The following is a 22,658-nucleotide window of genomic DNA, read 5'->3' on the forward strand; positions in this document are numbered from 1 at the left end:
TGATGCCTTTTGTAGTTCCCTACTCCCCACTCTTGATGCGCTATAAAAACAGCACAGTCAACCAATTTCCCTACGCTGGCGGCGCGAACGGAATCACCAGATTGATCCAGCCCAGAATTTGTAGACCCGGCGAAGAAATCGTGACGCCATCAAAGCTTGAAGTGTACGTTTTGCCAGATTCGGCATAGTTACCACTCAGCGAGAATGGGCCAAACCCGATCGCTTGTTTTCCAGAAGCGACCTGCGTTGCAAATTCTCGATCGACTTTGCTCCAATTCGCACTGATCTTTAGATCACGCACTGCAATAAACCCGATCGGCAACAGCGGAAACGAGCCAAAATTTTCTTCTAACTTTCCAGAAGATAAGCTTCCGGGCGCTTGTCCTGGCAACGTCCAGCCTGTGATTTCGAGTAACGATTTCAGCAACCAGGGACGCGAGAAATTGACGCGACAGCATCGGAATGAGATATTCAAGTCTTTCGTTTCGGTATCGATCGCTCGATCTTCTAACGGACGCAGCTTGATTTTCTCTAAAATATCAGGTCGAATCCGACTGACTAACATTGGATTCGGTGAGATATGTTGCATTTGCAGCGCTTGTTTTGCCGTCACTGCTGGCGTTGCAAGCGTCGCCGTATTCAATGGACGAGCAACTACACGATCGAGACGAGGATTGATTCGAGTACGACGGAGAATTTCCGGATCGATCGGTAATGTTTTAATCGGCGGAGTTTCAATCGTTCCACCTGGCTTTATGCCACCTTTGGGTAATTTCCAAATTCCGTCTTTGATCCGTTTTGCTCCTCCGACCCGCACAAAGGGCGAATCTGCGATCTTCTTCGTCTGATTTGAGTTGACATTGATCTGCGTCCAAGTTTGCATGGCTGCCTCATCACACCAATTCCCAGGAGTCGCATAGGACGGACGATATGACAGAACAGGCTGAATTACACTTGCCATCTTGGTATGCTCAAACAATTGTCGAGCATTTTGCAAAGTAACATTCACCGGATTGGGGGGCACTTGACCACTGGCATCCGGCGGCAATGGAATCGCATTCGCGGCTAAAGCAAATTCGTACATTTCCTCAACGGTTACGCCCGAATCGACATAAGTTGCATCGACCAGCGGAATGGCATCAATCAACGCTGAGAACATCTCAGTCGCTAAAGTCGAACCATTGGGATTTTGAGGAGTCCAGGGATTTTGGTACTGGCTGGCATCGAGTTGTTGACCGGGCCATTCCAAAGTTAAGAGCATTTCTTGCGATCGCGCATTGGGTGCGCCGGGTCGCGGAGGCTGAACTAAAGTTGAAAAAATCGTATCGTAAACAGTTTGAATGAGGGCAATTTGATCGATCGGCATCACAATCTCTCCACAGTCGATGAATCAACAGATCATCAGGCAGCACTTTCAACGATTCCTCTGATCAAAGAGGAGGTTTTCCAAGTCCTGCCCGACTCGATGCGTAACCTATTCCTTCGGCGACATCGGGAGTACTGCGTTAATGAATGCCATCAATTGCAGTCCGGGAGCCGATAAAGTCCGTCCATCAAATTCAGACTGGAAGCGGAAATTCGTCGAATTCGATTCATATGATCCACCCACCGAGAATGGACCCCAACCAAAGCTACCGCCACCTTTGGTCGATTTACTAATGTAGTCTTTCTCAGCACTACTCCAAGTCGCGCTAATCTTCAAATCGCGCACGACAATAAAACCAGTCGGCAACAACGGCATAATTCTGCCATCTGCGGTCGCTGGATTACCCGAAGCAATGCTGCCTTTGCCCATGACTCCATACTTCCAGCCGGGCAGATCGAAGATCATCGGATTCATCCAAGGACGATCGATATTAATCCGCGCATACCGGAAGCTCACCGACAGATCATCAGTTTGACTATCCATATGCCGACGAGTTTCACTATGCGAAGCTCCGCCGCCCACACTCCACAAGCCCAAATTGAACTTCGCTCCACCGCCAAATTTCTTGAAGCTAGAGCTTTCATTTAACTGATAGCGCGAAGAGGTAAAACTCAGAGAAGACCAGCCTTGAGCAGCACTCGACGAGTACCAATTTGCCGGGAAAGCATAGCTTGCAAAGTACTTTTCAGCTTGATCACGAGCACTGCCTTTTTCGAGCAGTACCAGTTTTTCTTGAGCATCTTTGAACACACGACCGACCTGATTTGTGGCAGACTGTGCCATTGTCGCCAGCGCGTCTTCTACGCGTTTCGCCTGAGCCGTTTGGAAATCATTCCAAGCTGTGACCAAGCGACGTTGCAGCGACGGTCCCAACATTGCCCAAGCTCGCTGATCCGCAGGTTTCGTCATGTCATACTTAGAAGACTCTGCGACAAAAGAAGCGACTGCATCAATGTAAGCATTTTGCTTGCGCTTGTAGTTTACATAAAGCATCGAATCAACATCGACTTCGATCGGTTGTCCCAAATCGTTGAAGTCTTGTCCTTTGTCATTGAGCAGATCAAATGCTGCATCGTAAGCTGCTTTGAGTGCTGGATCGACAGGTTGCGGAGTCACACTTGCACCTTCAACCACTTGTTTGTAAACTTCAGAAACTTTCTTGCCTGTGTCTACAAACGTGCCATTGACTAGCGGCACACGATCGACCAATCGAGAAAAGTTTTCAGCAGCGGCAGGAATGCCTTGTGGATTCAGCGGACTGACCGGATTTGCATACTGAGCAACATTGATCGGTTCTCCACCCGGAATCAGGTTGATAAAAACTTTATCCGCCTGACTGCCAGCGGGTAGTCCGCCTGGAGGGGTTTTGGTATAGGCGTTAAATAGCGTGTCATAAATCGACTGCACCATTTTGGTTTCGTCAATCGCCATTTTTGGAACTCCTGTTGTTTAGGGAACGAATCTATCGTCTTCCAGGAGCCAAGCGATCGGCAGTGCCCGTCTGGGTACTTCCTACAAGTCTCGATGTGTAAAGGGTTTCGCGTTTGCGCCTGAGTAAGTTGCTGCGATTTGACCATTTCCAACTAGCTGATACTTGTAAGTCACTAGCCCTTCTAACCCAACTGGACCTCGCGGTGGCATCTTCTGAGTACTAATCCCAACCTCTGCACCAAATCCATAGCGGAAACCATCGGCAAATCGAGTCGAACAGTTGTGATATACACCTGCTGCATCGACTCGATCGAGAAAATACTGCGCCGTTTTTGCATCTTCGGTTGCGATCGCTTCGGTATGTTTTGAGCCGTAAGTGTTGATATGAGCGATCGCATCTTCTGTCGAATCCACAATTTTGATCGCCAGAATCAAATCACTGTACTCGGTTGACCAATCTGCTTCGGTTGCTGCTGCAATGTTGAGAATGTCGCGAGTACGTTCATCTCCCCGCAATTCCACATTCTTCGCTTGTAATGCTGGAGCCGCTTCGAGGAGAAATTCTGAAGCAATCGCTTGATCAACCAGTAAAGTCTCGATCGCATTACAAGCTGCCGGATATTGCGTTTTAGAATCGACTGCAATTTGAATGGCTTTGGGAATATCCGCTGCTCGATCGACGTACAAATGGCAAATTCCATCAGCATGACCTAGCACTGGAATTCGCGTATTGTCTTGAACAAATTTCACAAACGAATTCGAGCCGCGAGGAATAATCAAATCCACATACTGATCAAGCTTTAATAACTCCAGTGTTTCTTCTCGCGTGGTCAAAAGTTGCACCACAGCTGGATCAATTCCTGCTTGCGACAGTCCTTCTTGAATTGCTTTGACTAATGCTTCACACGATCGAATTGCTTCTTTCCCACCTTTAAGAATCACACCATTGCCCGACTTAATCGCAAGGCTAGAAATCTGCATCACCGCATCGGGTCGGGCTTCAAAAATCACGCCTAAAACACCCAAGGGGCAAGTAATTCGCTTCAGAATCAAGCCTTCATCTAATTCGCGATGAATCTGAACCGCCCCAATCGGATCAGCGAGCTTTCCGACATCTCGAACGCCCACGATCGCAGCTTTCAGTTTCGCTTCGTCTAACTTCAATCGGGCATACAAAGCTGATGCAATTCCATCTGATTTTGCCGCTTCGCAATCTGCTGCATTCGCTGCGAGAATTTCAGCAGCATGACTTTCTAACGCATCAGCAATTCTGGCGATCGCATCATTGCGCCGTTCGGTCGGTTGCACCGCAAGCTGCCGGGCTGCGGCTTGAGTTTGCTGCGCCAAAGTTGTAAGCGAAATTCCAGTCGAGGCAGTCATAGTTCAACAAGACGAATGCAACCCATCAATCATACCGAAGATTCGTCAACGCTGGCTTCAAGCACCGGAATCTCCTCGATCTCTGATAGTTTTTCTAACGTCAATTTCGTTTGATTTGAACCACCGAGAACTTTGAGTAACTTCGGTTTGGGATCATGCAAGAGGTAAATTAATCGATCGCCCACTTGCCAAGTCATCTCGGCAGGACAAACTTGTAAACTATTGTCCCGTTCGAGTAAAACTGGCAGCACCGTTTCAGATTCGATCAGCGATCGCAGATATGCCTGTTGTGCTTCAAAATTCTCGCCAAACTCCGTCTCTCCTAACTTCACGGCATTATCCGCGAGAAACTGATTCCAAGTTTTCAAATTAAACTGTGCCGTAAATGCTCCCTGAATCTTGATCGAAGCAGTCGCATCCGCCGGAAATACCGACAACACACGCGGCGGTGCAAATTCCTCGATCGCTCTTTGAGCTAAGACCAGATTCACCTCACTATTATTCGTCATTGCTAGAAAAGTTCCCACTGAAGCTAAGCCCGCTTCTTCTAAAACATCCGTATCTAAAGCACTGCGAATAAAAACTGTCAAATTCGCATCGGTAGGATAAGAGTCTGGATCAGTGTCGATCAGCGCGATCGATTCTCCGCGATCGCGAAACAATCTTGCAATCAACAAACTCAAAGGACTACATCCCACAATCACCGCGCCAGTCGTATCTTCTGCGGTAATCTTCAACAGATTCGCAAGCATCTGAGCACTCACGGATTGCAATACGACTGTTAATATAATCGTCAAAAAGACGAGTGCCTTAATCGAATCACCCCCGTTAATACCTCGTTGCGTGAGAAGAATCGCAAAAATTGACGCAACAGAAGCCGCAATAATTCCCCGGGGAGCAATCCAACTGAGAAAGATTTTTTGTCGCCAATTGAGATCACTTTTCCAAGTACAAGCGAAAACACTAATCGGACGAACTACGAACATTAAAGCGAACACTGTGAATAATCCACCCCAACCCAGAGCAAGAATTCCAGCGATCGACAAATCTGCCGACAATAAAATAAACAGTACCGAAACCGCTAAAGTCGTTAGCTGTCCTTTAAACCGTTTCAACAATCGTTCCTCGGGCAGCGCAAACGCTCTCAGCACGATGCCCGCAACCACCGTTGCCATCAATCCTGCTTCACTGCGAATCGTCTGTGCTAGCCCAAACAAGCCCCACAATCCAGCCAGAACCACTAAGGTTTTCAAGTCTTCAGAGAGAAACGTCGCCCGCCGGAGCAAAACGCCCATGAGCCAAGCTCCGATGGCTCCAATTCCACCCCCAATGCCTAAGCGGAGGATCAAATCTCCGGCAATGTTGAACGGATTCGACTGACCATTCAAAACCACATTCAACACAACCACTGCCAAAATTGCGCCGATGGGGTCAATCAGAACCCCTTCACCTTCTAAAATCGTCGCAACTTGTCGATCAACTTTTACATGCCGCAGCAGCGAGTTAATCACAACGGGGCCTGTGACCACGACTAACGCAGCATATAGAAACGCGATCGACCAAGGAAATTCACTCAACCAATGCGCGGCTAATCCTCCGCCCAATATTGTGATCAGCGTCCCGATCGTCACCAAATTCCGCAAACTGCCTGACACTCGACCCAGTTCTCTCAATTGCAGATTAAATCCGCCTTCAAACAAGATCACTGCCACCAAAAGCGCAATCAGCACTTCTAGCCCAGTCCCCAACTGATCCGGATGCAACCAATTCAGCACGCTCGATCCTAAAATCACCCCAAACAAGAGCAAAAAGACGATCGCCGGAATCTGCACCCATTCCGCAACGACCTGCGCTCCAATTCCTGCCATCACTGTGATGACAATTTGTAAGGTTGTTGCGAGCGTGGCATCCATAAACGCAGAACAAGGGGCAAGAAGACAGAATAACAGGCTTCACTCTTTAATAATGCAGCCAAGACCGTGATTATTCGCAATATTTTGTTACTCAACATTCTGTAATAGCTGAAAGGGAAATCTGCGATCGCTCATGTGGGAACATGAAGACAGTCAACGATTCACGAAGATTTAAGAAAATGGCACAGGATCAAAAACCCACGGTTGTAATTACTGGCGCGTCCTCTGGTGTCGGCTTGTACGCAGCAAAAGCTTTGGTGAAAAGAGGTTGGCATGTGGTGATGGCTTGTCGAAATTTAGAGAAGGCAGAGAGCGCTGCCAAATCTCTCGGCATGCCGCCTGATAGCTATACTCTGATGCATATCGATCTGGGTTCATTAGAAAGCGTTCGCAAGTTTGTCACCCAGTTTCGAGAAAGCGGCAAGTCTCTGGATGCTCTCGTATGTAACGCAGCCGTTTACATGCCGTTACTCAAAGAGCCGATGCGCAGCCCTGAAGGCTACGAACTGAGCGTTGCAACCAATCACTTCGGGCATTTTCTCTTGTGCAATTTGCTTCTCGAAGACCTGAAACATTCGACTCATAATGATCCCCGGTTGATCATCTTAGGAACAGTGACGGCGAACTCGAAAGAATTAGGCGGCAAGATTCCAATTCCGGCTCCAGCAGATTTGGGCGATTTGTCAGGATTAGAAGCTGGATTCAAAGCCCCGATCGCGATGATTGATGGCAAACCCTTTAAGGCAGGAAAAGCTTACAAGGATAGTAAGCTGTGCAACATGATTACTAGCCGAGAGCTACATCGTCGCTATCACGATTCGACTGGCATTGTTTTCAACACACTCTATCCAGGCTGCGTCGCAGATACACCCTTGTTCCGCAATAGTTTACCCGTCTTCCAAAAAGTCTTCCCCTGGTTCCAAAAGAACATTACGGGAGGCTATGTGTCGCAAGAGCTAGCAGGGGAGCGAACTGCTCAAGTGGTCGCTGATCCTGAGTTCAAGCAGTCAGGCGTGCATTGGAGTTGGGGAAATCGGCAGAAAGAAGGACGCGAATCTTTCGTGCAAGAGTTGTCTGAAAAAGTAACTGATGACGCAAAAGCAAAACGCATGTGGGAGTTGAGCGAGAAGCTCGTTGGACTCGCTTAAATGAAGTTGCTGAATGGTGATATCGATTCGCGCTTGTCCCCGCGAATCAGTAGATGAGTCCGTTCGCTTCGTTGCTCACCCGCCCCGGAATGAATTCGGGGCTAACTGTGCGAAGTCCGCTCTGGGACTAACAGCCAATGAAAACGGCTTCTTCAGTGGGTTTCAACCCACTTGGCACGGTTAGCCCGAACTTCCAGTTCAGGGCGGGTGAGCAACGAAGCAACTATCTTCAAGCGAATTGCGCCGATCTACTGAGTAATCAGAGTGGGAATTCACTAGCAGCACTACAACTCAGCCCCCTCAACAATTAAGCCAACGATTCATCATCATCCTTCTCCTCAGAAGGCAATCTCCGTCCTCGACGCTTTCTCGCTTCCATTGCTCGTTCTAGCACCGTCAGCAATCCTGGCGACTCTTCTTGCAATGCCAGCAAGAGGCGCTCCCCTTCTTCGAGATCGCCTGGATCTTCACCCGTTTCCATGACTGTTTTCAAGCGCGGCAGTGCTAACTCATCAACCAATTCGACTAAGCTCAGCAAACAGCGGTTGAACTGTCGTTCTGTCAGCAGAGCATCTTCTAACGGAAACTCAATGATCGCGCGGATTTCACCATCGGATGGATCATACTCCCACTGCAACATCTTCGTTTCCCAAGAAATCGCTAACATGGTTTGTAAAATCGCAGTCTTATGCGGATGATTCTGAACGCCTGCTAAAACTCGTGGCGCAAACATTTCAAAGAATTCGCCATCTTCATCGAGTTGAATCACAATTAAAAAATCTTCTAAATTTGAGCCGAATACCCCAGTCAAAATTCGACTGCCCTCTTCATCAATTCGGTATTTCCAGCCTTTAGCATCGAGATAACCTGCTATTTGTTTTAATGTAGCTGCCATAATAAATTTTGTCTGAGGATTGTGCCTTGATCAGTCTATCTGGCAACGATAGCCCCTTGTCAACTGAGTCGATCGACGGCTTGATCCACTTGTTTTAATAATGCCTCTAAGCTAGTGGAATTCTCTAAAACCACCGTGGCACGATCGCACTTTTCTTGAATCGGCATTTGGCTCTGAATTCGCGCCTTGGCTTGCTCTAAACTTAATTTCTCTCGCTGCATTAATCGCTGAATTTGCTGCTGCTCAGAACAAGTAATCACCCAAATCTCCGTGACTAAATCTGTCATTTGCGCTTCAAATAACAGCGGAATCACAAACACAGTCGGTACAGTCGCATGATCACGTTCTGTCTCAAAAACTTTACGAACATACGGATGAATTTGCTGCTCTAGCCAAGCTCGCTCGCTTGGATTGGCAAAAATAATTTCTCCTAAGCGCGATCGATCGAGCGTGCCATCGAGTCGAATCAGCTTTGATCCATAGCGATCGACAATTTGCGACAGAATTGGCGAGCCGACTGCAACTGCCTCGCGTGCGACTAGATCAGCATCCACGATCGGAAAATGGTAAGTCGTTGCAAGATAGTTTGAAACGGTTGTCTTGCCCATGGCGATTCCGCCTGTAATTCCAATCACCCGCATCTGCCTTTCTCCAGAGTCCCGGTTTTAGTGTAATCTTCAGGCTGGAGTTTCGATCTTTTTCTCTTGAAGCACTGGATGAGTTTGATTGCGGTTCTGCTGATCGGTGGGGTTTTGCGATTTTGGAACCTCGACCTCAAACCGTTGTGGATGGATGAAGTCATTACCGCAATTTTCAGCTTTGGACGGAATTATGGTGAAGTTCCTTTAGAGCAGTTTTTTAATCTATCTGTTTTAGATCAGTTGTTTCAACTGAAGCTAACCACTTGCGCGAATATTGCTCAAACCGTTTCGACACAATCAGTACACCCGCCGCTATTTTTTTGCTGGATGCATCAATGGGTGCAATTTGCTCCCGGCAATTGGATCTGGAAATTGCGATCGCTGAGCGCTGTTGCAGGCGTTGCAGCCATCTTCGGGGTGTATTGGCTCAATCGCTTCGCCTTCTCGACTTCAGCAGGCATTGCCGCCGCCATGACAATGGCAGTTTCGCCTTTTGCGGTCTATCTCTCCCAAGAAGCTCGCCACTATACAGTTCCGATGCTGTTTGTAATCGCGGGATTGATGGGCTTGATTCGGATTCAACAAAATTTAGTCCAGCAGCGACACGATCCGAAGATTTGGATCGGGTGGATTCTCGTAAATGGCATTGGATTCTATGTACATTATTTTTTAGTGCTCGCGATCGCCGCTCAGTTTTTTGCCTTAATCGTGCTGCAAATGCGCTTAAGACCTGCGACCAAGTTTTGGTGGCGGAGTTGGGGCGCGATTGTTGCCGCCGGATTTGGCATTTTTGCCATTGGGTTGCCGTGGCTGCCTACTTTTATCAGTCATATGACCCGTCCTGAAACAGATTGGTTAGCCACGTCTCAGACTGCTTGGTGGAGTTTTTTAGCACCTTTGTATCAGTTTGCGGCAGGCTGGTTGGTGATGGTAGTCGCATTTCCGGTCGAGTTTCAACCGACTTGGATCATTGTGCTGTCGAGTGTATCGATGCTGCTGTTCGCAGGATGGCTCATTTGGTGGATGATTCGCGGATTGAAGTGTCTCTGGAAAGATCCGGATACACATGGGGAAACGCTGGTCTTGATCAGTTTTGTCGGGGGAGTGCTGCTGGAATTTTTAGCGATCGTCTATGTGCTCGGCAAAGATATTACACAAGTGCCGCGATACAACTTTATTTACTATCCGGCAGTCTGTGCATTAATTGGGGCGAGTTTTTGGAAACAGCGCGCAGGCTCGCAATGGATGCTCTATGGAGTTGGCGCACTCAGTTGTATATTCGTAATCTCGAACTTAGTTTTTCTCAAGCCCTATACTCCCGATCGAGTAGCGCAAAATATCGTGACGGATACAGACTGTCGAGCGATCGTCATGGCTTATAACGATTTTCAGGATATTGCGGTCGGCTTAGGATTTGCTCTGGCGGTTCAATCAACTGAGCAACAATCTCCCAAAAATTGTCAGCCTTCTCAATTTGCGTTTTTATCGAAAACTCAAGGAGACAGCGCAGTTTGGAGCAGATTGGCAAGTTTGTCGGCGGATGTCAAAGAGATTTGGGCGATCGTGCCTGGATTGAGAAAACGGGATTTTCCGACAACATTAGCGCTTCAGAATCGAACTTGCGCGTTAAATCCGGACTGGCAATATCGCATCGGACTACCGTATTCGGGATATGAATGCCGGAATTGAGCGTTTGATTTTCGACTCCGCTCAAAATTTTTTCCGAAATTCTTGTTACGAAATTCCCACTTCTCTGCTATTCTAAATAAGGCTTAGGCGGATGTGGCGGAATTGGTATACGCGCACGCTTGAGGTGCGTGTGGCATTGCCTTGCGAGTTCGAGTCTCGCCATCCGCATGCCTAAAGAAAAAGGGAGGCATGATGTCTCCCTTTTTGCTTTTTAAAATTGATCAGTCACTAGAATAGAGGGTGCATGTTAAGAGTCCTTTCTAAATGACTGTCAAAGCTTTTCGTAGTGCCTCCTTAGATTTCGTTGCCGACCCTTTCTATACGTCTGAATCCGAATCTGTTCGCTATATTCGAGATGCCTTGTTGGTTGTAGAAAACGGCAAAATCAAAGACCTGGGAGACTATGCTCAATTAAAAGCCCAATATGCAGACATTGATATCCAATCGCATCCCAATCATCTCATCCTACCTGGCTTCATTGATATTCATATCCATTTCCCGCAGACGGAAATGATTGCAGCTTACGGAAAACAACTGTTGGAATGGCTAGAGAAATATACTTTCCCCACAGAACGGCGATTCAAGCAGAAAACCCATGCCGACTCCATTGCCCCCGTGTTTGTGAATGAACTGCTCCGCAATGGGACAACTACGGCTTTAGTACTCGCCGCAGTATTTCCAGAATCGGCTGAAGCATTGTTTGAAGAATGCGATCGCCGAAATATGCGGATGATCATCGGCAAAGTCATGATGGATCGCAATGTGCCGGATTTTCTCAAAGATACCGCCCAATCCTCGTACGAAGACAGTAAAAGACTGATTGAGCGCTGGCATCACCACAATCGCGTCCTCTATGCAGTCACACCTCGCTTTGCTCCCACTTCCACCCCTGAGCAACTGACCTATGCGGGCAAACTCTTAGCAGAGTTTCCTGATGTTTATTTGCACACCCATCTTTCTGAGAACTTGGCTGAGATCGCCTGGGTGAAAGAACTGTTTCCAGACTGTCAAAACTATTTGGATGTATATGATCAGTTCGGTTTAGTCCGAGAACGATCGATATTCGCGCACTGTATTCATCTCAGCGATCTAGAACTTGAACGATTAGCAGAGGCAAACTCTGCGATCGCATTTTGTCCGACATCAAATACTTTCTTAGGCAGTGGCTTGTTCGACATTGAACGCTCGATCGTTCAACAGGTGAAACTTGGATTAGCAACTGATGTTGGCGGCGGCACCAGCTTTTCGATGCTGAAAACGGCGTGCGAGGCGTACAAAATTGCTCAACTCAACCATCAAACACTTTCGCCGTTCCAAGCCCTATTCTTAGCAACCTTGGGAGGTGCAAAAGCGCTCAGTTTAGATGACAAAATCGGCAACTTTGCCCTTGGTAAAGAAGCCGACTTCATCGTGATGGATCCGCGATCGACCCCGATCATGAGCCTTCGCAATCCCGAAACCATGCCGACTACTTTAGAAGAACTCGCAGATTTACTGTTCAGTTTAATCATCATGGGCGACGATCGCACCATTCATTCAACTTATCTACTCGGCGAGCTTGCTCACCGACGAGACTGAATAAAGCGCGATCGCGCTCCAGATCAGCGTAAAAGTTAGACCATGAATCGCAGTAAACGGCTCATGATAAAACAACACGCCTAATGCAAGCTGAAGGCTCGGAGCTAGGTATTGAAAAAAGCCCATCGTCGAAAGCCTCAGCCGTTTGGCTGCATTGTTGAACCACAGTAACGGCAATGCAGTCACAACTCCACATCCGATTAATAAGAGTGTCACCTGCCCATCCATCCCGAAAAACCCTGTCCCCGTCACCGCTCTATATCCAACCCACCCTAAAGCGATCGGCATCGCCAGCAAGGTTTCGACCGTCAGCCCAACAATCGGCGATACAGTGATCAGTTTGCGAAACAAGCCATAGGTGGCAAATGACAATGCTAGAAAGATAGCAATCCAAGGGACTTGTCCAAAATGCCAAACAAAATTTCCAACCGCGATCGCTGCCATCACCACAGCGAGTTTCTGCCCTCGATTTAGTCTTTCTTTCAAAATCACAGATCCTAACAGCACGCTGACTAAAGGATTGATGTAGTACCCTAAGCTGGTTTCCACAATCCGACCTGTATTGACCCCATAAATATAGACACCCCAGTTGCAGGCAATGATCGCAGTCGTGGCGAACAATGCCCCCACAAGTTTTGGCGATCGCCAAAGTTCCCAAAAATTCGCGTGTTGTTTCTGTATCCGAAGCAGTCCGAGCAACAGTAAAGCTGACCAGATAATCCGATGACAGACTAATTCCACCGCAGGCACTTGCGCCAAAAACTTCCAATACACCGGAAACAGTCCCCACGCAGAGTACGCTAAAACTGCATAAAGAATTCCAGTCTTTGACGATTCAGCAGGCTGATGCAAAATCACAACCAATAACAGCAGGGCTATTATAGCGATCAGATTTCAGCCCCAACTAAACACAACTTCACCAACAGGAAGGATGACAGCGACCCCGCAACTCTGCCCTACGGTAGACGAACAATTTATCACGCTTACTATATTCTAGGTAAGCACCCGTACCCGCACCAATTTTTAGGCATGATTTAGTTCAAAAAAGTCCTAAACTTAGTCCTACCAATTCATTAACCAACCTGACAGCCCAAACTATCTGAGTTGTCGGCTCGTTTATGTTATAGCGTTCACCTATGCCGCCTCTGCTGTCTTATGTCCCAGATTCTCAGCTTAGTAAATGGAGAGCGATATCTATTTATGCGAGTACAGTCATCACATTGATTGGGAGTCTCGTTCTAGCTGGGTGGTTTTTCAATCTTTCCTGGTTGCGAAACATTCTGCTAGTTGGAACCACGAGCATGCGGACGGGTGCTGCTGCTAGTTTCGTTGCAACTGGATTATTTTTACTCCTCACAGTCTCCCCTGTCGAGCGGCGATCGAAAGCTTTAGATCATTTCAAATTCATTGCCGCAGTCGTGCCTCTACTGATTGGTGCAATCGCGCTGCTTCAATCTACCTTTGATGAAAGTTTAGCTCTAGGACAGTTTTTTGCTCCATCCGAGGAAGAGGAGCGAATTGGCATCAATGCTGCCGTGAATTTTGTTTTAACTGGACTCGCGTTATTGGCGCTAAAGTTTCAACGATCGCGAGCAAGATGGTTTCAAGGGTTAGCTTGCGCAATTGGCACGATTGCACTCCAAGCCTTAATCGGATATGTCTACGGAGTACGGCTGTTATATCAAATTGATCTGTCTGCCCCCTCGATGGCGTTTCCAACTGCGATCGCATTTATTGGAGTCGCGATCGCGCTGCTTTGTATTGCGCCAGATCAAGGACTGATGAAATCGATTAGCAGTCCTCTAGTCGGAGGAATCGTTGCACGAAGAATTTTGCTGGTCATTCTGATTTTCCCATTGTTGTTAGGTTGGCTCGTATTACAAGGCTGGAAGCTTGGCTGGTATGATGTAGCGTTCGCGATTTCTGGCTTAGTGTTGATTCTGATTCTGATTTCGTCGGTATTTATCTGGAAAACCGCGAAGATTCTCAATCGTGAAGACCGACAACGGCGGGATGCAGAAGGACAGTTAAAAACAGCATTAGAAACTTTACAAGATCGAGAAGACCGCATTAGTCGCCTCGCAGATGCCAATATTATTGGCATTTTATTTGGAGATGTGGAAGGTGGAATTCATCGCGCCAACGATGAACTGCTACGGATTATTGGCTACACTCAGCAAGAGCTTGAAGCAGGACAAATCAACTGGATCGACATTACCCCCCCAGAATTTTTGCCCTTGGATGAAATGCATGTAGCGGAGGCACAGGCGCGAGGAGCCTGTACACCTTATGAGAAGGAATACATCCGGCGAGATGGGCAGCGAGTTCCTGTATTGATTGGCTATGTGTTAGTCGGAGAGAAACGCCGCGATTCGATCGCATTTATTGTGGACTTAAGAGAGCGCAGACGCTTAGAAGATTCACTGCGCCAACGAACAGAAGAGTTAGAACGAGTCAATCGGCTCAAAGATGAATTCTTAGCCGTACTTTCTCACGAATTGAGAACTCCGTTGAATCCCATTCTGGGCTGGGCGCAGATGCTCAAAACACAGCGATTGGATACCACAAAAGCAGCACAAGCTCTAGAGACGATCGAGCGCAATGCCAAGCTCCAACTCACATTGATTGACGAGCTACTCGATGTCTCTCGAATTCTGCAAGGTAAGCTCAATCTGCGCGCTGCACCTGTCGATTTAGCGGCAGTCGTGGAAGGAGCAATCAGCACAGTTTATCTAGCAGCAGAGTCGAAAGCCATTTCGATAGAATTTTTGCACGATCCTCAGCCAGTAATGGTGCGTGGCGATAGCGATCGACTGCAACAAGTCGTATGGAACGTGTTATCCAATGCAGTGAAATTCACGCCTGCTTCTGGAAACGTGACAATTCATCTTTCTACATCTCCAACCGAGGCGAAACTGACGATCAGCGATACTGGGCGGGGCATTTCTGCCAGTTTTCTGCCCTATGTATTTGATAATTTCCGACAAGAAGACGGCAGTTCGACTCGCAGTTTTGGGGGCTTAGGCTTGGGACTTGCGATCGCGAAACATTTGATCGAACTGCATGGTGGAGTGATTCAAGCGAACAGTTTAGGGGAGGGCAAAGGTGCAACTTTTACGATTAAGTTACCGCTGCTTTCTGAACAGCTTCTATAAATTTCTGCCAGGTTTCATTCGGGTGCCAGATCTTTAGCAAATCCGCTTTTGCCTGCTCTTCACTCAGGTGTTCGTGCAATTTTCGGTATAGATACACAAAAGCTGAGACTCGCATATTTTTTGCACAATGCACAAAGACGGATTCATGTTGAGAGTGCTGCATTGTGTTCGAGAATTGCTCAAAATCTGCGATCGTCGGCTGCTCCCAAATCACCGGAATGTGAAAATACTGCATTCCCAGAGCTTCAACAATTTCGCGTTCCTGCGCGATCGCGCCTTCTGAAGTGGGAACAGCGAGATTGATCACAACGGTATAGCCTGCCTCTTGGATGGTTTGAAATTGCGCGATCGTGGGTTGTCCAGCCGTTGCAAGACCCTCGCGAATCTGTACAAAATTTTGAATGGCTTCCATATTAAAAATGATCCTTTTTCTGACGCAGTGCCGCGAAGGTTTCAACGTCTCCAGTTCGCCCCATTGCTGTTTGAAGTTCAGGCGTATCCCATCTCAAAAATGGATTAATTCGTTTCTCCAAGCCCAAATCTGCCGGAATCGTCGCTTGATTTTGAGCCGATCGCACTTCCACCCATCGCGCTTGCAACTCCGGATTGTCTCGATCGACTGTCACCGCAAATTCCAAATTACTCAACGTATACTCATGCGCGCACCAAACCCGCGTCCGATCCGGCAACGCTCGAATCTGCTTCAACGACTCCACCATCTGAGCAGGCGTTCCCTCTTTCAGCCGTCCACATCCCGCCGAAAATAGCACATCCCCGCAGAATAGCTCTCCCATCTCATCAGCAATCGGCGCAAAATAATAGGCGATATGTCCATGGGTATGTCCCGGCAGAAACAGCACCTCAGCCTCTCGATCGCCAAACTTCACCCGATCCCCTGCATCTAATTCCACCTGCTGTCCTGGAATTCGACCGCGATCGTGCCGACCCGCATAAACGACCGCATTTGGAAATCGCGCTAACACCTCTAAATTGCCATCCACATGATCCCAGTGATGATGCGTATTGAAAATGGCAACCACTTCTGCGCCTAATTCTTCAACCTTTTGCAAAACAGGTTTTGCCTCACCCGGATCGACGATCGCCGCGATTTGCTGAATCGCATCGTAAAGTAGGAAAATATAGTTAGTAGAAAGTGCCGAAATCCGATAAATTTGCATATAGCTAAAGAAAATGACTGTGTTTGTTCCGAGCCTGAAATCGTCAATACTAACGAGAGCCTCTCAAGATTTTACAAAGTCTTGATGGAATTCTCATCCGACCTTTGTGTGTCCCCCGCAAAAACGCGCAACAGTAGAAAAGGATAAAAGTCATCGTACTTTTGTCTTATTTTGACTTGTGTTTGACGTGCCCCAGTTAGACAGCAAAGCGACGATTCTATGGTAAGAGCAACTCAAAATCGATCTAATCTTCCAATTCAGCGCATCCTCGATCGTATTCTTCAACTTCAAACGATCAACCGATACGAGCATCTCCACCTCGCATCTGCCCTCCTTGCCAATCAACGTCTCACACCCGAAGAACGGCGACAGATTAATCAAATTTTTGATTACATCCAAACGGGTCAAATCAAACTTGTAGACGAAGGATTCTCACCCACATGAACGTAATTCAAGCCAGTGCTTGGTTTCCGCCGGATTCGTTTGGCGGGGTTGAAGTCTATCTCGATGGTCTTGTTCAAGATCTCAGAGCACTCGGCATGAATTCTTCAGTTGCAGCAGCGAGATCCATTTCAGATCCCACGATCGAGCAATATCACGAAACTGAGGTCTACCGCTATCCGGCTCAAGACCTCAAAGCCTTTCAAACTTGGTTGAGTCAACACAAGCGTGAAATCTATCATCAACACACGCTAACCGCAGGCTGCGGCATTCCCCATTTACGCAGTGCGAAACAGTTGGGAATGAAAACAGTCGTCACGATTCACATGCCCGATTTAGCCTGCTTGCGTGGAACGATGATGCAAGGGGGTCATTCTGCTTGCAATGGCAAAATTGATCCGGCGAAATGTAGTGCTTGTTTAGGAGTTTCCAAGCGAGTTCCGGCTTGGGCAGCCCGGGGATTGAGTTATTTACCGAACGCGATCGCAACTCAAGCGCGCGATCGCTTACGCCACTCTTCGGATATCCGGTTGCGCCAGTTGGGAACGACGATCGCGACTCCAGCGCAAGTGCGAGTGCAGCGTCAGCAGTTTGATCAAGTCGTGGAATTGAGCGATCGCATTGTTGTCGTTTGCCAATGGCTTTACGATGCCTTTGTCCTCAATGGCGTTCCTGAATCTCAATTGGTTCTCAGTCGTCACGGAGTTTCCGCCGATGCGATCCCTCAAAAATCATCGGTGACACGTCCCATTCGGATTGGCTTTCTCGGTCGCTGGCAAGAAACGAAGGGCGTGCAAATTCTCGTCGAAGCCCTGCAATCGATCCCGAATGTTCCCGTCGAGTTGATCATTCATGCAACTCACGCCGATCAGCATGGAGCAGCAAATCGTGAAAAAGTCATGGCGATCGCTCAACACGATGCCCGGATTCAAATCAAACCACCGCTAGCTCGAACCGAAATTAGTTCAGCGATCGCGAATTTTGATTTGCTGGCTGTCCCTTCGCAATGGTTAGAAACCGGACCTTTGGTCGTGCTGGAATCATTTGCTGCTGGTACGCCTGTGATCGGATCAGATTTAGGAGGCATTGCAGAATTAGTCAAACATGGAGTCGATGGTTGGCTTGTGCCTGCCACGGATTCTCAAGCTTGGGCAAGCGAGATCGCGGAGTTTGCCGAACATCCAGACAAGATTACTCAGTTCAAACAAAACATTTCACCCGTAAAAACACGGCAAGCGGTCGCCCAAGAGATGATGCAGCTTTATCAAAGCTTGATACGGGAACACTAGCTCTCGTTGGGCTGCCTCCGTCTTGACAATGAAAGTTTCTATTCTTACGCCTAATTTTGCAAAAGGGGGAGTCGATCGTGCGTATCTGCTCGCCCAAGTTCTCAAAAAGCTCAATCATCAGGTTGAAATTCTCGGATTTCTGTTTGGTGAAAAAATCTATCCCGAACCACCGACTGATTTACCGATCGTCTGTTTACCGGGTGGTCAATATCCGCAATTTTTTAAGACTGCGGCGCAACTGATAAATCGAATTGATGGCGATCTGATCTATGCCGTCAAACCGAAGCCGACGAGCTTTGGCGTTGGCTTACTGAAAAAAATGCGATCGCAGATTCCAGTCATGCTCGATATCGATGATTGGGAACTTAGCTGGATTGGTGAAAAGCAGTATCGACCTGGACTCAAACAATTCGGACGGGACTTACTGAAAAACGATGGCGCACTGCGATCGCCAGATCATTTCCTCTACTTGCAATGGATAGAGCAGATGATTCAGCAGGCTGATAGCATTACAGTCGATACAACCTTTCTACAAAAACGCTTTGGTGGAACTTACCTCCCAAACGGCAAAGATACTGACATGTTTGATCCAAGCCGTTTCGATGCTGAAGCCAGTCGGCAGAAATATGGCTTATCAGAGTACCGAGTCTTGATGTTTCCTGGAGCATCGCGTCCGCATAAAGGATTAGAAGATGTCCTCGTTGCGTTAGAAAAATTGAACCAGCCAGATTTGCGCTTAGTCATTGTTGGAGGAAGTCCTTATGATGACTACGATCGACATCTGCTCGACACCTGGGGCAACTGGGTGATTAAAATTCCACCCGCTCCGTTCTGGCAAATGCCTGAGATTGTTGCGGCAGCTCATGTCGTCGTCGTTCCGCAGCGTGACACAGTGACCGCGCAAGCTCAATTCCCAATCAAGCTAACTGAGGGAATGTCCATGGCAAAACCCATTTTGGCAACTCGGGTAGGAGATATCCCAGAAATTTTAGCGGGAACTGGCTTTCTTGTTGATCCCCAATCGCCTGATCAAATTGCTGAAAAGTTAAATGAGATTTTCCAAGATTGGGACGCGGCACAGGTTCGAGGCAATCAAGCCAGAGAGCGGTGTTTAGCCCATTACAGTGTCGAAGCAATGGCTCCGATTGTAGAAAATTTACTGTCACAGATTGTTTAATCACTTCGTTTTACCCCAACATCGGGGATTACTCGCCGTTCACAATCCAAACAATGAACATTATTCACGCAGTTAGTGGTTTCCCTCCCGATGCTTATGGCGGAACCGAAGTCTATGTTGCTAAGCTCACCGATTGCTTACACAGCCGAGGTGTTGACTCGATCGTGGCTGCTCCCCGCGAAGGCAATGAATCACACTTCTACCATCACAATACAACTGAAGTCTATCGCTATCCTGTTCCCACCAATCCGCCCCTCGACCAATGGCAAGAACTTGTCCCCCACGACCACTTTGAAGCCTTTGCAACCTGGCTCAAACAGCAATCCGCCCCGATTTTTCATCAACATTCCTACCGTTTCGACTGTGGCTCGCATCATCTACGTTTAGCCAAGCAACTCGGCATGAAAACAGTGATGACGCTCCACATTCCAGAGCCAATTTGCTTACGTCAGACCATGATGCGAAACGGAACCGAACCTTGCGACGGCAGAATTGATGAAGCTCAATGCGGAGTCTGCTTAGGCATGTCTGACAAAGTTCCTGCGACGATCGCGAAAACCCTCGGACATCTGCCCCCGCATCTCGCTCAGCAGATGAAAAAATCTCTGCATCAATTTCCCTCTCCACGCGTTCGTCAACTTGGGACAACGTTTGCAACCCCAACTTTAGTCGCTCAAAATCGCCGCAGAGTTTTGGAAATGGCAGACCTGTGCGATCGCATCGTTGCAGTTTGTCACTGGATGTACGATGTGCTTCTGAGAAATGGCATTCCGGCTGAGAAGATTGTGCTTTGTCCTCAAGGTTCGCCGATTCCACACCAACACTTTGCCCCTAAATCTCTGAGTCAGCCCTTAAAGCTTGGATTCCTGGGACGCTGGCATGAAACAAAAGGCATTCACATTTTAGTAGAAGCTATGCAAAAGCTACCGCGAGACATTCCAGTGACCCTGACGTTACATGGCTCACTTCACGGCAAGTTTCACTCGGGTAGCAAAATCTTAGATCGCGTCAAAGAAATTGCCGAACAAGACGATCGCATTCAGATTAAACCCCTCTTACAGCGGGAAGAAGTCATCCCTGCGATCGCAAACTTCGATTTACTGGCAGTGCCATCGCAATGGTTTGAAACCGGACCTTTAGTCGTTCGAGAAGCTCATGCCGTCGGCACACCCGTCATTGGATCGGATCTGGGTGGAATCGCTGAACTCATCAAACATGGCGTTGATGGCTGGCTTGTGAAAGCAAATGATGTCAATGCTTGGAGAGATGCGATCTCTGAGCTAGCAACTCACCCCGAAATCGTTGCAAAACTTTGCCAGGGAATCGCACCTGTTCGCACCTTTGAAGAGGTTGCCGACGAAATGCAAACGATGTATCAAAGCCTCGTTTCTCAAGAAGCCCTCGTTTAGCTGTTGTCTGTCTTGATCTGGCGGGATAACTAAAAGCAGTTCTTCATCCGTGCTTGATGATCGACGCTTTCAATTTGTTGTTTGCCCAATCCGATCCATGTTGCCCAACCAATTGCTGCTTAAGTTTGCCCTGCGTCATCCCCTTCCATTAATTGGAACAATCGTCTTGGGATTTTCGGGAGCCTTATTCAATGGTGTGAGCACCATGCTGATGATCCCAGTGGTCTTGGGATTGTTGGGTCAAGAGATTAATCTCAAAGGCGCACCTCCCCTGTTACAACAAGCCTTTGCAAGCTTTGAGCATTTGGTCGGAGATGCAAGATTTCTCACCATGATGGCATGTGTCCTGGTCGCAATCTTGCTCAAAAATGTGACAAGTTATGCCAGTACTTTGACTTCTGGGCATTTATCAAGGGCATTGGTAAGCGACATTCGCAAAGAAGGATTAAGACTGCTGTTAGATGTTGATCTAGAATTCTATGTCAAAACGAAAGTCGGCGACTTGATTAATCGCTTAGGCGGCGAAGTGGGCGCAACCGCAACTGCAATTCGGACAGCAGTACAAATGCTGTCCACTGTAATTACTATCTTTGTTTTTCTGATCATTCTGCTGTCGATCTCTTGGCAACTGACGATCATTTCGACCGTTTTGCTCGCGATCGCGTCACTGTCTAACAGCTTCTTTGTCAAACGTGCTGAGAAGTTTGGACAGCAGTTATCTGATCAATCACGCGACTATTCAGTTGCAGTCCTCGAAATGCTGTCTGGAATTCGCCTCGTCAAATCAACCGCCAGCGAAAGCCGAGAGTATCAAAAGCTAGAACAACTCATCCACGCCCGCGAAGATGCTGATTTTCGATCTCAAGCGAACGCTTCCCTGATTCCACCCGTCAATGAAATGATTGGAATCTTGGTGATTGTTGCGATTTTGCTATTAGGTCGTCTCTTCTTTCGCGGTCAGATTGAAGCGCTTTCTGCAATCCTGCTGACTTATCTCTTGATTTTGTTCCGAATGTTGCCATTTGTCGGGCAGTTAAACAACGCGCGAGGCGCTTTTGCGAATCTAGCCCCGAGCGTCTCGGTCGTGAATGAATTTCTCCGACGTGATAACAAGCCCTTCATGTCGAAAGGTCATATTCCTTACACCGCAATGACAGAAGGGATTCGCTTCGAGAATTTATCGTTTACCTACCCAGGACACGATCGACAAGTTTTAAATCAGGTCAATCTCTGGCTCCCAAAAGGCACGACCCTCGCATTAGTCGGATCATCCGGTGCAGGTAAGTCAACGCTAGCAGATCTACTGCCAAGGTTTTATGACCCGACCGCAGGCAGAATTTTACTCGACGATCGCGATCTCAAAGACTTTGAACTTTGCACGCTTCGGCAATCAATGGGCATCGTCAGCCAAGATACGTTCTTATTCAACGATTCAGTTCGCAATAACCTTGCCTATGCCCGTCGAGATGCAAGCGATAAGCAAATTATTGCAGCAGCGAAGCGAGCGAATGCTTACGAATTTATCGTGAAACTGCCCCAGGGCTTTGATACGTTGATCGGCGATCGCGGAGTGATGCTATCTGGCGGGCAACGACAAAGACTCGCGATCGCCCGAGCCTTACTGCGCGATCCCGAAATCCTCATTCTCGATGAAGCGACTTCTGCCTTGGATACCGTTTCTGAGCGATTAGTTCAGGGCGCGATCGATGAATTGAGGCGAGATCGGACGACGTTAGTCATTGCTCATCGCTTGTCTACTATCCAGACCGCAGATCAGATTGCCGTGCTAGACAAAGGGCATGTGGTCGAAATCGGCACTCATGCAGACCTATTGAAGCAAGGCGGACTCTATGCTCAGCTTCATTCGATGCAATTTTCAGAAGAACCTCAGACCGTTTAGGACATAAG

18 protein-coding genes and 1 tRNA gene are annotated in these 22,658 nt (G+C 47.8%); 10 read left to right on the plus strand and 9 right to left on the minus strand.

Annotated features, from left to right (window positions below):
• Positions 1-70: 70 nt before the first annotated feature.
• From ACMUEV_RS03760 to ACMUEV_RS03775, 4 genes are all read right to left on the minus strand, one after another.
• Positions 71-1,366 (minus strand): hypothetical protein, encoded by a 1,296-nt coding sequence (locus ACMUEV_RS03760; protein WP_190648834.1) that lies wholly within the window; start codon positions 1,364-1,366, stop codon positions 71-73.
• A gap of 108 nt (positions 1,367-1,474) precedes the next feature.
• Positions 1,475-2,857 (minus strand): hypothetical protein, encoded by a 1,383-nt coding sequence (locus ACMUEV_RS03765; protein WP_190648837.1) that lies wholly within the window; start codon positions 2,855-2,857, stop codon positions 1,475-1,477.
• An 81-nt stretch (positions 2,858-2,938) separates the two neighbouring features.
• Positions 2,939-4,237: a glutamate-5-semialdehyde dehydrogenase gene (locus tag ACMUEV_RS03770; RefSeq protein WP_190648841.1), complete on the minus strand. Its 1,299-nt coding sequence runs from the start codon at positions 4,235-4,237 to the stop codon at positions 2,939-2,941.
• A 29-nt stretch (positions 4,238-4,266) separates the two neighbouring features.
• Positions 4,267-6,150 (minus strand): cation:proton antiporter, encoded by a 1,884-nt coding sequence (locus ACMUEV_RS03775; RefSeq protein WP_190648844.1) that lies wholly within the window; start codon positions 6,148-6,150, stop codon positions 4,267-4,269.
• 179 nt (positions 6,151-6,329) lie between these two features.
• Here ACMUEV_RS03775 and ACMUEV_RS03780 point away from each other — a divergent pair, with 179 nt between their 5' ends.
• A complete protein-coding gene (locus tag ACMUEV_RS03780; RefSeq protein WP_190648847.1) occupies positions 6,330-7,298 on the plus strand; it encodes a protochlorophyllide reductase in 969 nt (322 codons plus the stop codon).
• A 307-nt stretch (positions 7,299-7,605) separates the two neighbouring features.
• On the opposite strand, the gene ACMUEV_RS03785 is transcribed toward ACMUEV_RS03780, so the two are convergent.
• Together ACMUEV_RS03785 and coaE are read right to left on the minus strand one after the other, a co-directional pair.
• A complete protein-coding gene (locus ACMUEV_RS03785) occupies positions 7,606-8,193 on the minus strand; it encodes a hypothetical protein (RefSeq protein WP_017290624.1) in 588 nt (195 codons plus the stop codon).
• 59 nt (positions 8,194-8,252) lie between these two features.
• Complete coding sequence (coaE, locus tag ACMUEV_RS03790; RefSeq protein WP_190648850.1) at positions 8,253-8,834, minus strand: dephospho-CoA kinase; 582 nt, start codon at positions 8,832-8,834, stop codon at positions 8,253-8,255.
• A 75-nt stretch (positions 8,835-8,909) separates the two neighbouring features.
• Between coaE and ACMUEV_RS03795 the strand changes: the two genes are divergently transcribed.
• From ACMUEV_RS03795 to guaD, 3 genes are all read left to right on the plus strand, one after another.
• A complete protein-coding gene (locus tag ACMUEV_RS03795; RefSeq protein ID WP_190648853.1) occupies positions 8,910-10,523 on the plus strand; it encodes a glycosyltransferase family 39 protein in 1,614 nt (537 codons plus the stop codon).
• Between the two features lie 87 nt (positions 10,524-10,610).
• A tRNA-Leu gene (locus ACMUEV_RS03800) sits at positions 10,611-10,691 on the plus strand.
• 96 nt (positions 10,692-10,787) lie between these two features.
• Positions 10,788-12,101 (plus strand): guanine deaminase, encoded by a 1,314-nt coding sequence (gene guaD / locus ACMUEV_RS03805; protein WP_190648856.1) that lies wholly within the window; start codon positions 10,788-10,790, stop codon positions 12,099-12,101.
• On the opposite strand, the gene rarD is transcribed toward guaD, so the two are convergent.
• Positions 12,069-12,959, minus strand: coding sequence for an EamA family transporter RarD (rarD, locus tag ACMUEV_RS03810; RefSeq protein ID WP_190648859.1), 891 nt, complete (start codon positions 12,957-12,959; stop codon positions 12,069-12,071). The genes guaD and rarD overlap by 33 nt on opposite strands.
• Positions 12,960-13,237: 278 nt before the next feature.
• Between rarD and ACMUEV_RS03815 the strand changes: the two genes are divergently transcribed.
• Positions 13,238-15,256: a sensor histidine kinase gene (locus tag ACMUEV_RS03815; protein WP_190648862.1), complete on the plus strand. Its 2,019-nt coding sequence runs from the start codon at positions 13,238-13,240 to the stop codon at positions 15,254-15,256.
• On the opposite strand, the gene ACMUEV_RS03820 is transcribed toward ACMUEV_RS03815, so the two are convergent.
• Positions 15,222-15,668, minus strand: a complete 447-nt coding sequence (locus ACMUEV_RS03820) for a protein tyrosine phosphatase family protein (RefSeq protein ID WP_190648865.1) — start codon at positions 15,666-15,668, stop codon at positions 15,222-15,224. The genes ACMUEV_RS03815 and ACMUEV_RS03820 overlap by 35 nt on opposite strands.
• Before the next feature lies 1 nt (position 15,669).
• A complete protein-coding gene (gloB, locus tag ACMUEV_RS03825; protein WP_190648868.1) occupies positions 15,670-16,434 on the minus strand; it encodes a hydroxyacylglutathione hydrolase in 765 nt (254 codons plus the stop codon).
• Positions 16,435-16,653: 219 nt separating this feature from the next.
• Between gloB and ACMUEV_RS03830 the strand changes: the two genes are divergently transcribed.
• The 5 genes from ACMUEV_RS03830 to ACMUEV_RS03850 all read left to right on the plus strand — a co-directional run bounded on the left by ACMUEV_RS03830 (position 16,654) and on the right by ACMUEV_RS03850 (position 22,650).
• Positions 16,654-16,878, plus strand: a complete 225-nt coding sequence (locus tag ACMUEV_RS03830; RefSeq protein WP_017290616.1) for a hypothetical protein — start codon at positions 16,654-16,656, stop codon at positions 16,876-16,878.
• Positions 16,875-18,164, plus strand: coding sequence for a glycosyltransferase (locus ACMUEV_RS03835; RefSeq protein ID WP_190648870.1), 1,290 nt, complete (start codon positions 16,875-16,877; stop codon positions 18,162-18,164). Before ACMUEV_RS03830 ends, ACMUEV_RS03835 begins: the two co-directional genes overlap by 4 nt.
• Positions 18,165-18,192: 28 nt before the next feature.
• Positions 18,193-19,341, plus strand: coding sequence for a glycosyltransferase family 4 protein (locus ACMUEV_RS03840; RefSeq protein WP_190648873.1), 1,149 nt, complete (start codon positions 18,193-18,195; stop codon positions 19,339-19,341).
• A 53-nt stretch (positions 19,342-19,394) separates the two neighbouring features.
• Positions 19,395-20,750 carry a glycosyltransferase gene (locus ACMUEV_RS03845; protein WP_190648877.1) on the plus strand — a complete coding sequence of 452 codons (1,356 nt, stop codon included), beginning with the start codon at positions 19,395-19,397 and terminating at the stop codon, positions 20,748-20,750.
• Positions 20,751-20,847: 97 nt separating this feature from the next.
• Positions 20,848-22,650: an ABC transporter ATP-binding protein gene (locus tag ACMUEV_RS03850; protein ID WP_190648880.1), complete on the plus strand. Its 1,803-nt coding sequence runs from the start codon at positions 20,848-20,850 to the stop codon at positions 22,648-22,650.
• The last annotated feature ends 8 nt before the right edge of the window (positions 22,651-22,658 follow it).

This window comes from Leptolyngbya sp. FACHB-1624 (assembly GCF_047649235.1).
In the GTDB taxonomy this organism is placed as follows: Bacteria; Cyanobacteriota; Cyanobacteriia; order Leptolyngbyales; family Leptolyngbyaceae; genus Leptolyngbya; species Leptolyngbya boryana.

Excerpts from the sequence above, each read along its gene's own strand:
- ACMUEV_RS03850 (WP_190648880.1), top strand. The coding sequence starts at position 20,848 with ATGTTGCCCAACCAATTGCTGCTTAAGTTTGCCCTGCGTCATCCCCTT.
- coaE (WP_190648850.1), bottom strand. The coding sequence starts at position 8,834 with ATGCGGGTGATTGGAATTACAGGCGGAATCGCCATGGGCAAGACAACC.
- ACMUEV_RS03760 (WP_190648834.1), bottom strand. The coding sequence starts at position 1,366 with ATGCCGATCGATCAAATTGCCCTCATTCAAACTGTTTACGATACGATT.
- ACMUEV_RS03830 (WP_017290616.1), top strand. The coding sequence starts at position 16,654 with ATGGTAAGAGCAACTCAAAATCGATCTAATCTTCCAATTCAGCGCATC.
- ACMUEV_RS03770 (WP_190648841.1), bottom strand. The coding sequence starts at position 4,237 with ATGACTGCCTCGACTGGAATTTCGCTTACAACTTTGGCGCAGCAAACT.
- ACMUEV_RS03780 (WP_190648847.1), top strand. The coding sequence starts at position 6,330 with ATGGCACAGGATCAAAAACCCACGGTTGTAATTACTGGCGCGTCCTCT.
- ACMUEV_RS03845 (WP_190648877.1), top strand. The coding sequence starts at position 19,395 with ATGAACATTATTCACGCAGTTAGTGGTTTCCCTCCCGATGCTTATGGC.
- gloB (WP_190648868.1), bottom strand. The coding sequence starts at position 16,434 with ATGCAAATTTATCGGATTTCGGCACTTTCTACTAACTATATTTTCCTA.
- ACMUEV_RS03840 (WP_190648873.1), top strand. The coding sequence starts at position 18,193 with ATGAAAGTTTCTATTCTTACGCCTAATTTTGCAAAAGGGGGAGTCGAT.
- ACMUEV_RS03765 (WP_190648837.1), bottom strand. The coding sequence starts at position 2,857 with ATGGCGATTGACGAAACCAAAATGGTGCAGTCGATTTATGACACGCTA.
- ACMUEV_RS03815 (WP_190648862.1), top strand. The coding sequence starts at position 13,238 with ATGCCGCCTCTGCTGTCTTATGTCCCAGATTCTCAGCTTAGTAAATGG.
- ACMUEV_RS03835 (WP_190648870.1), top strand. The coding sequence starts at position 16,875 with ATGAACGTAATTCAAGCCAGTGCTTGGTTTCCGCCGGATTCGTTTGGC.
- ACMUEV_RS03795 (WP_190648853.1), top strand. The coding sequence starts at position 8,910 with ATGAGTTTGATTGCGGTTCTGCTGATCGGTGGGGTTTTGCGATTTTGG.
- ACMUEV_RS03785 (WP_017290624.1), bottom strand. The coding sequence starts at position 8,193 with ATGGCAGCTACATTAAAACAAATAGCAGGTTATCTCGATGCTAAAGGC.
- ACMUEV_RS03820 (WP_190648865.1), bottom strand. The coding sequence starts at position 15,668 with ATGGAAGCCATTCAAAATTTTGTACAGATTCGCGAGGGTCTTGCAACG.
- ACMUEV_RS03775 (WP_190648844.1), bottom strand. The coding sequence starts at position 6,150 with ATGGATGCCACGCTCGCAACAACCTTACAAATTGTCATCACAGTGATG.
- guaD (WP_190648856.1), top strand. The coding sequence starts at position 10,788 with ATGACTGTCAAAGCTTTTCGTAGTGCCTCCTTAGATTTCGTTGCCGAC.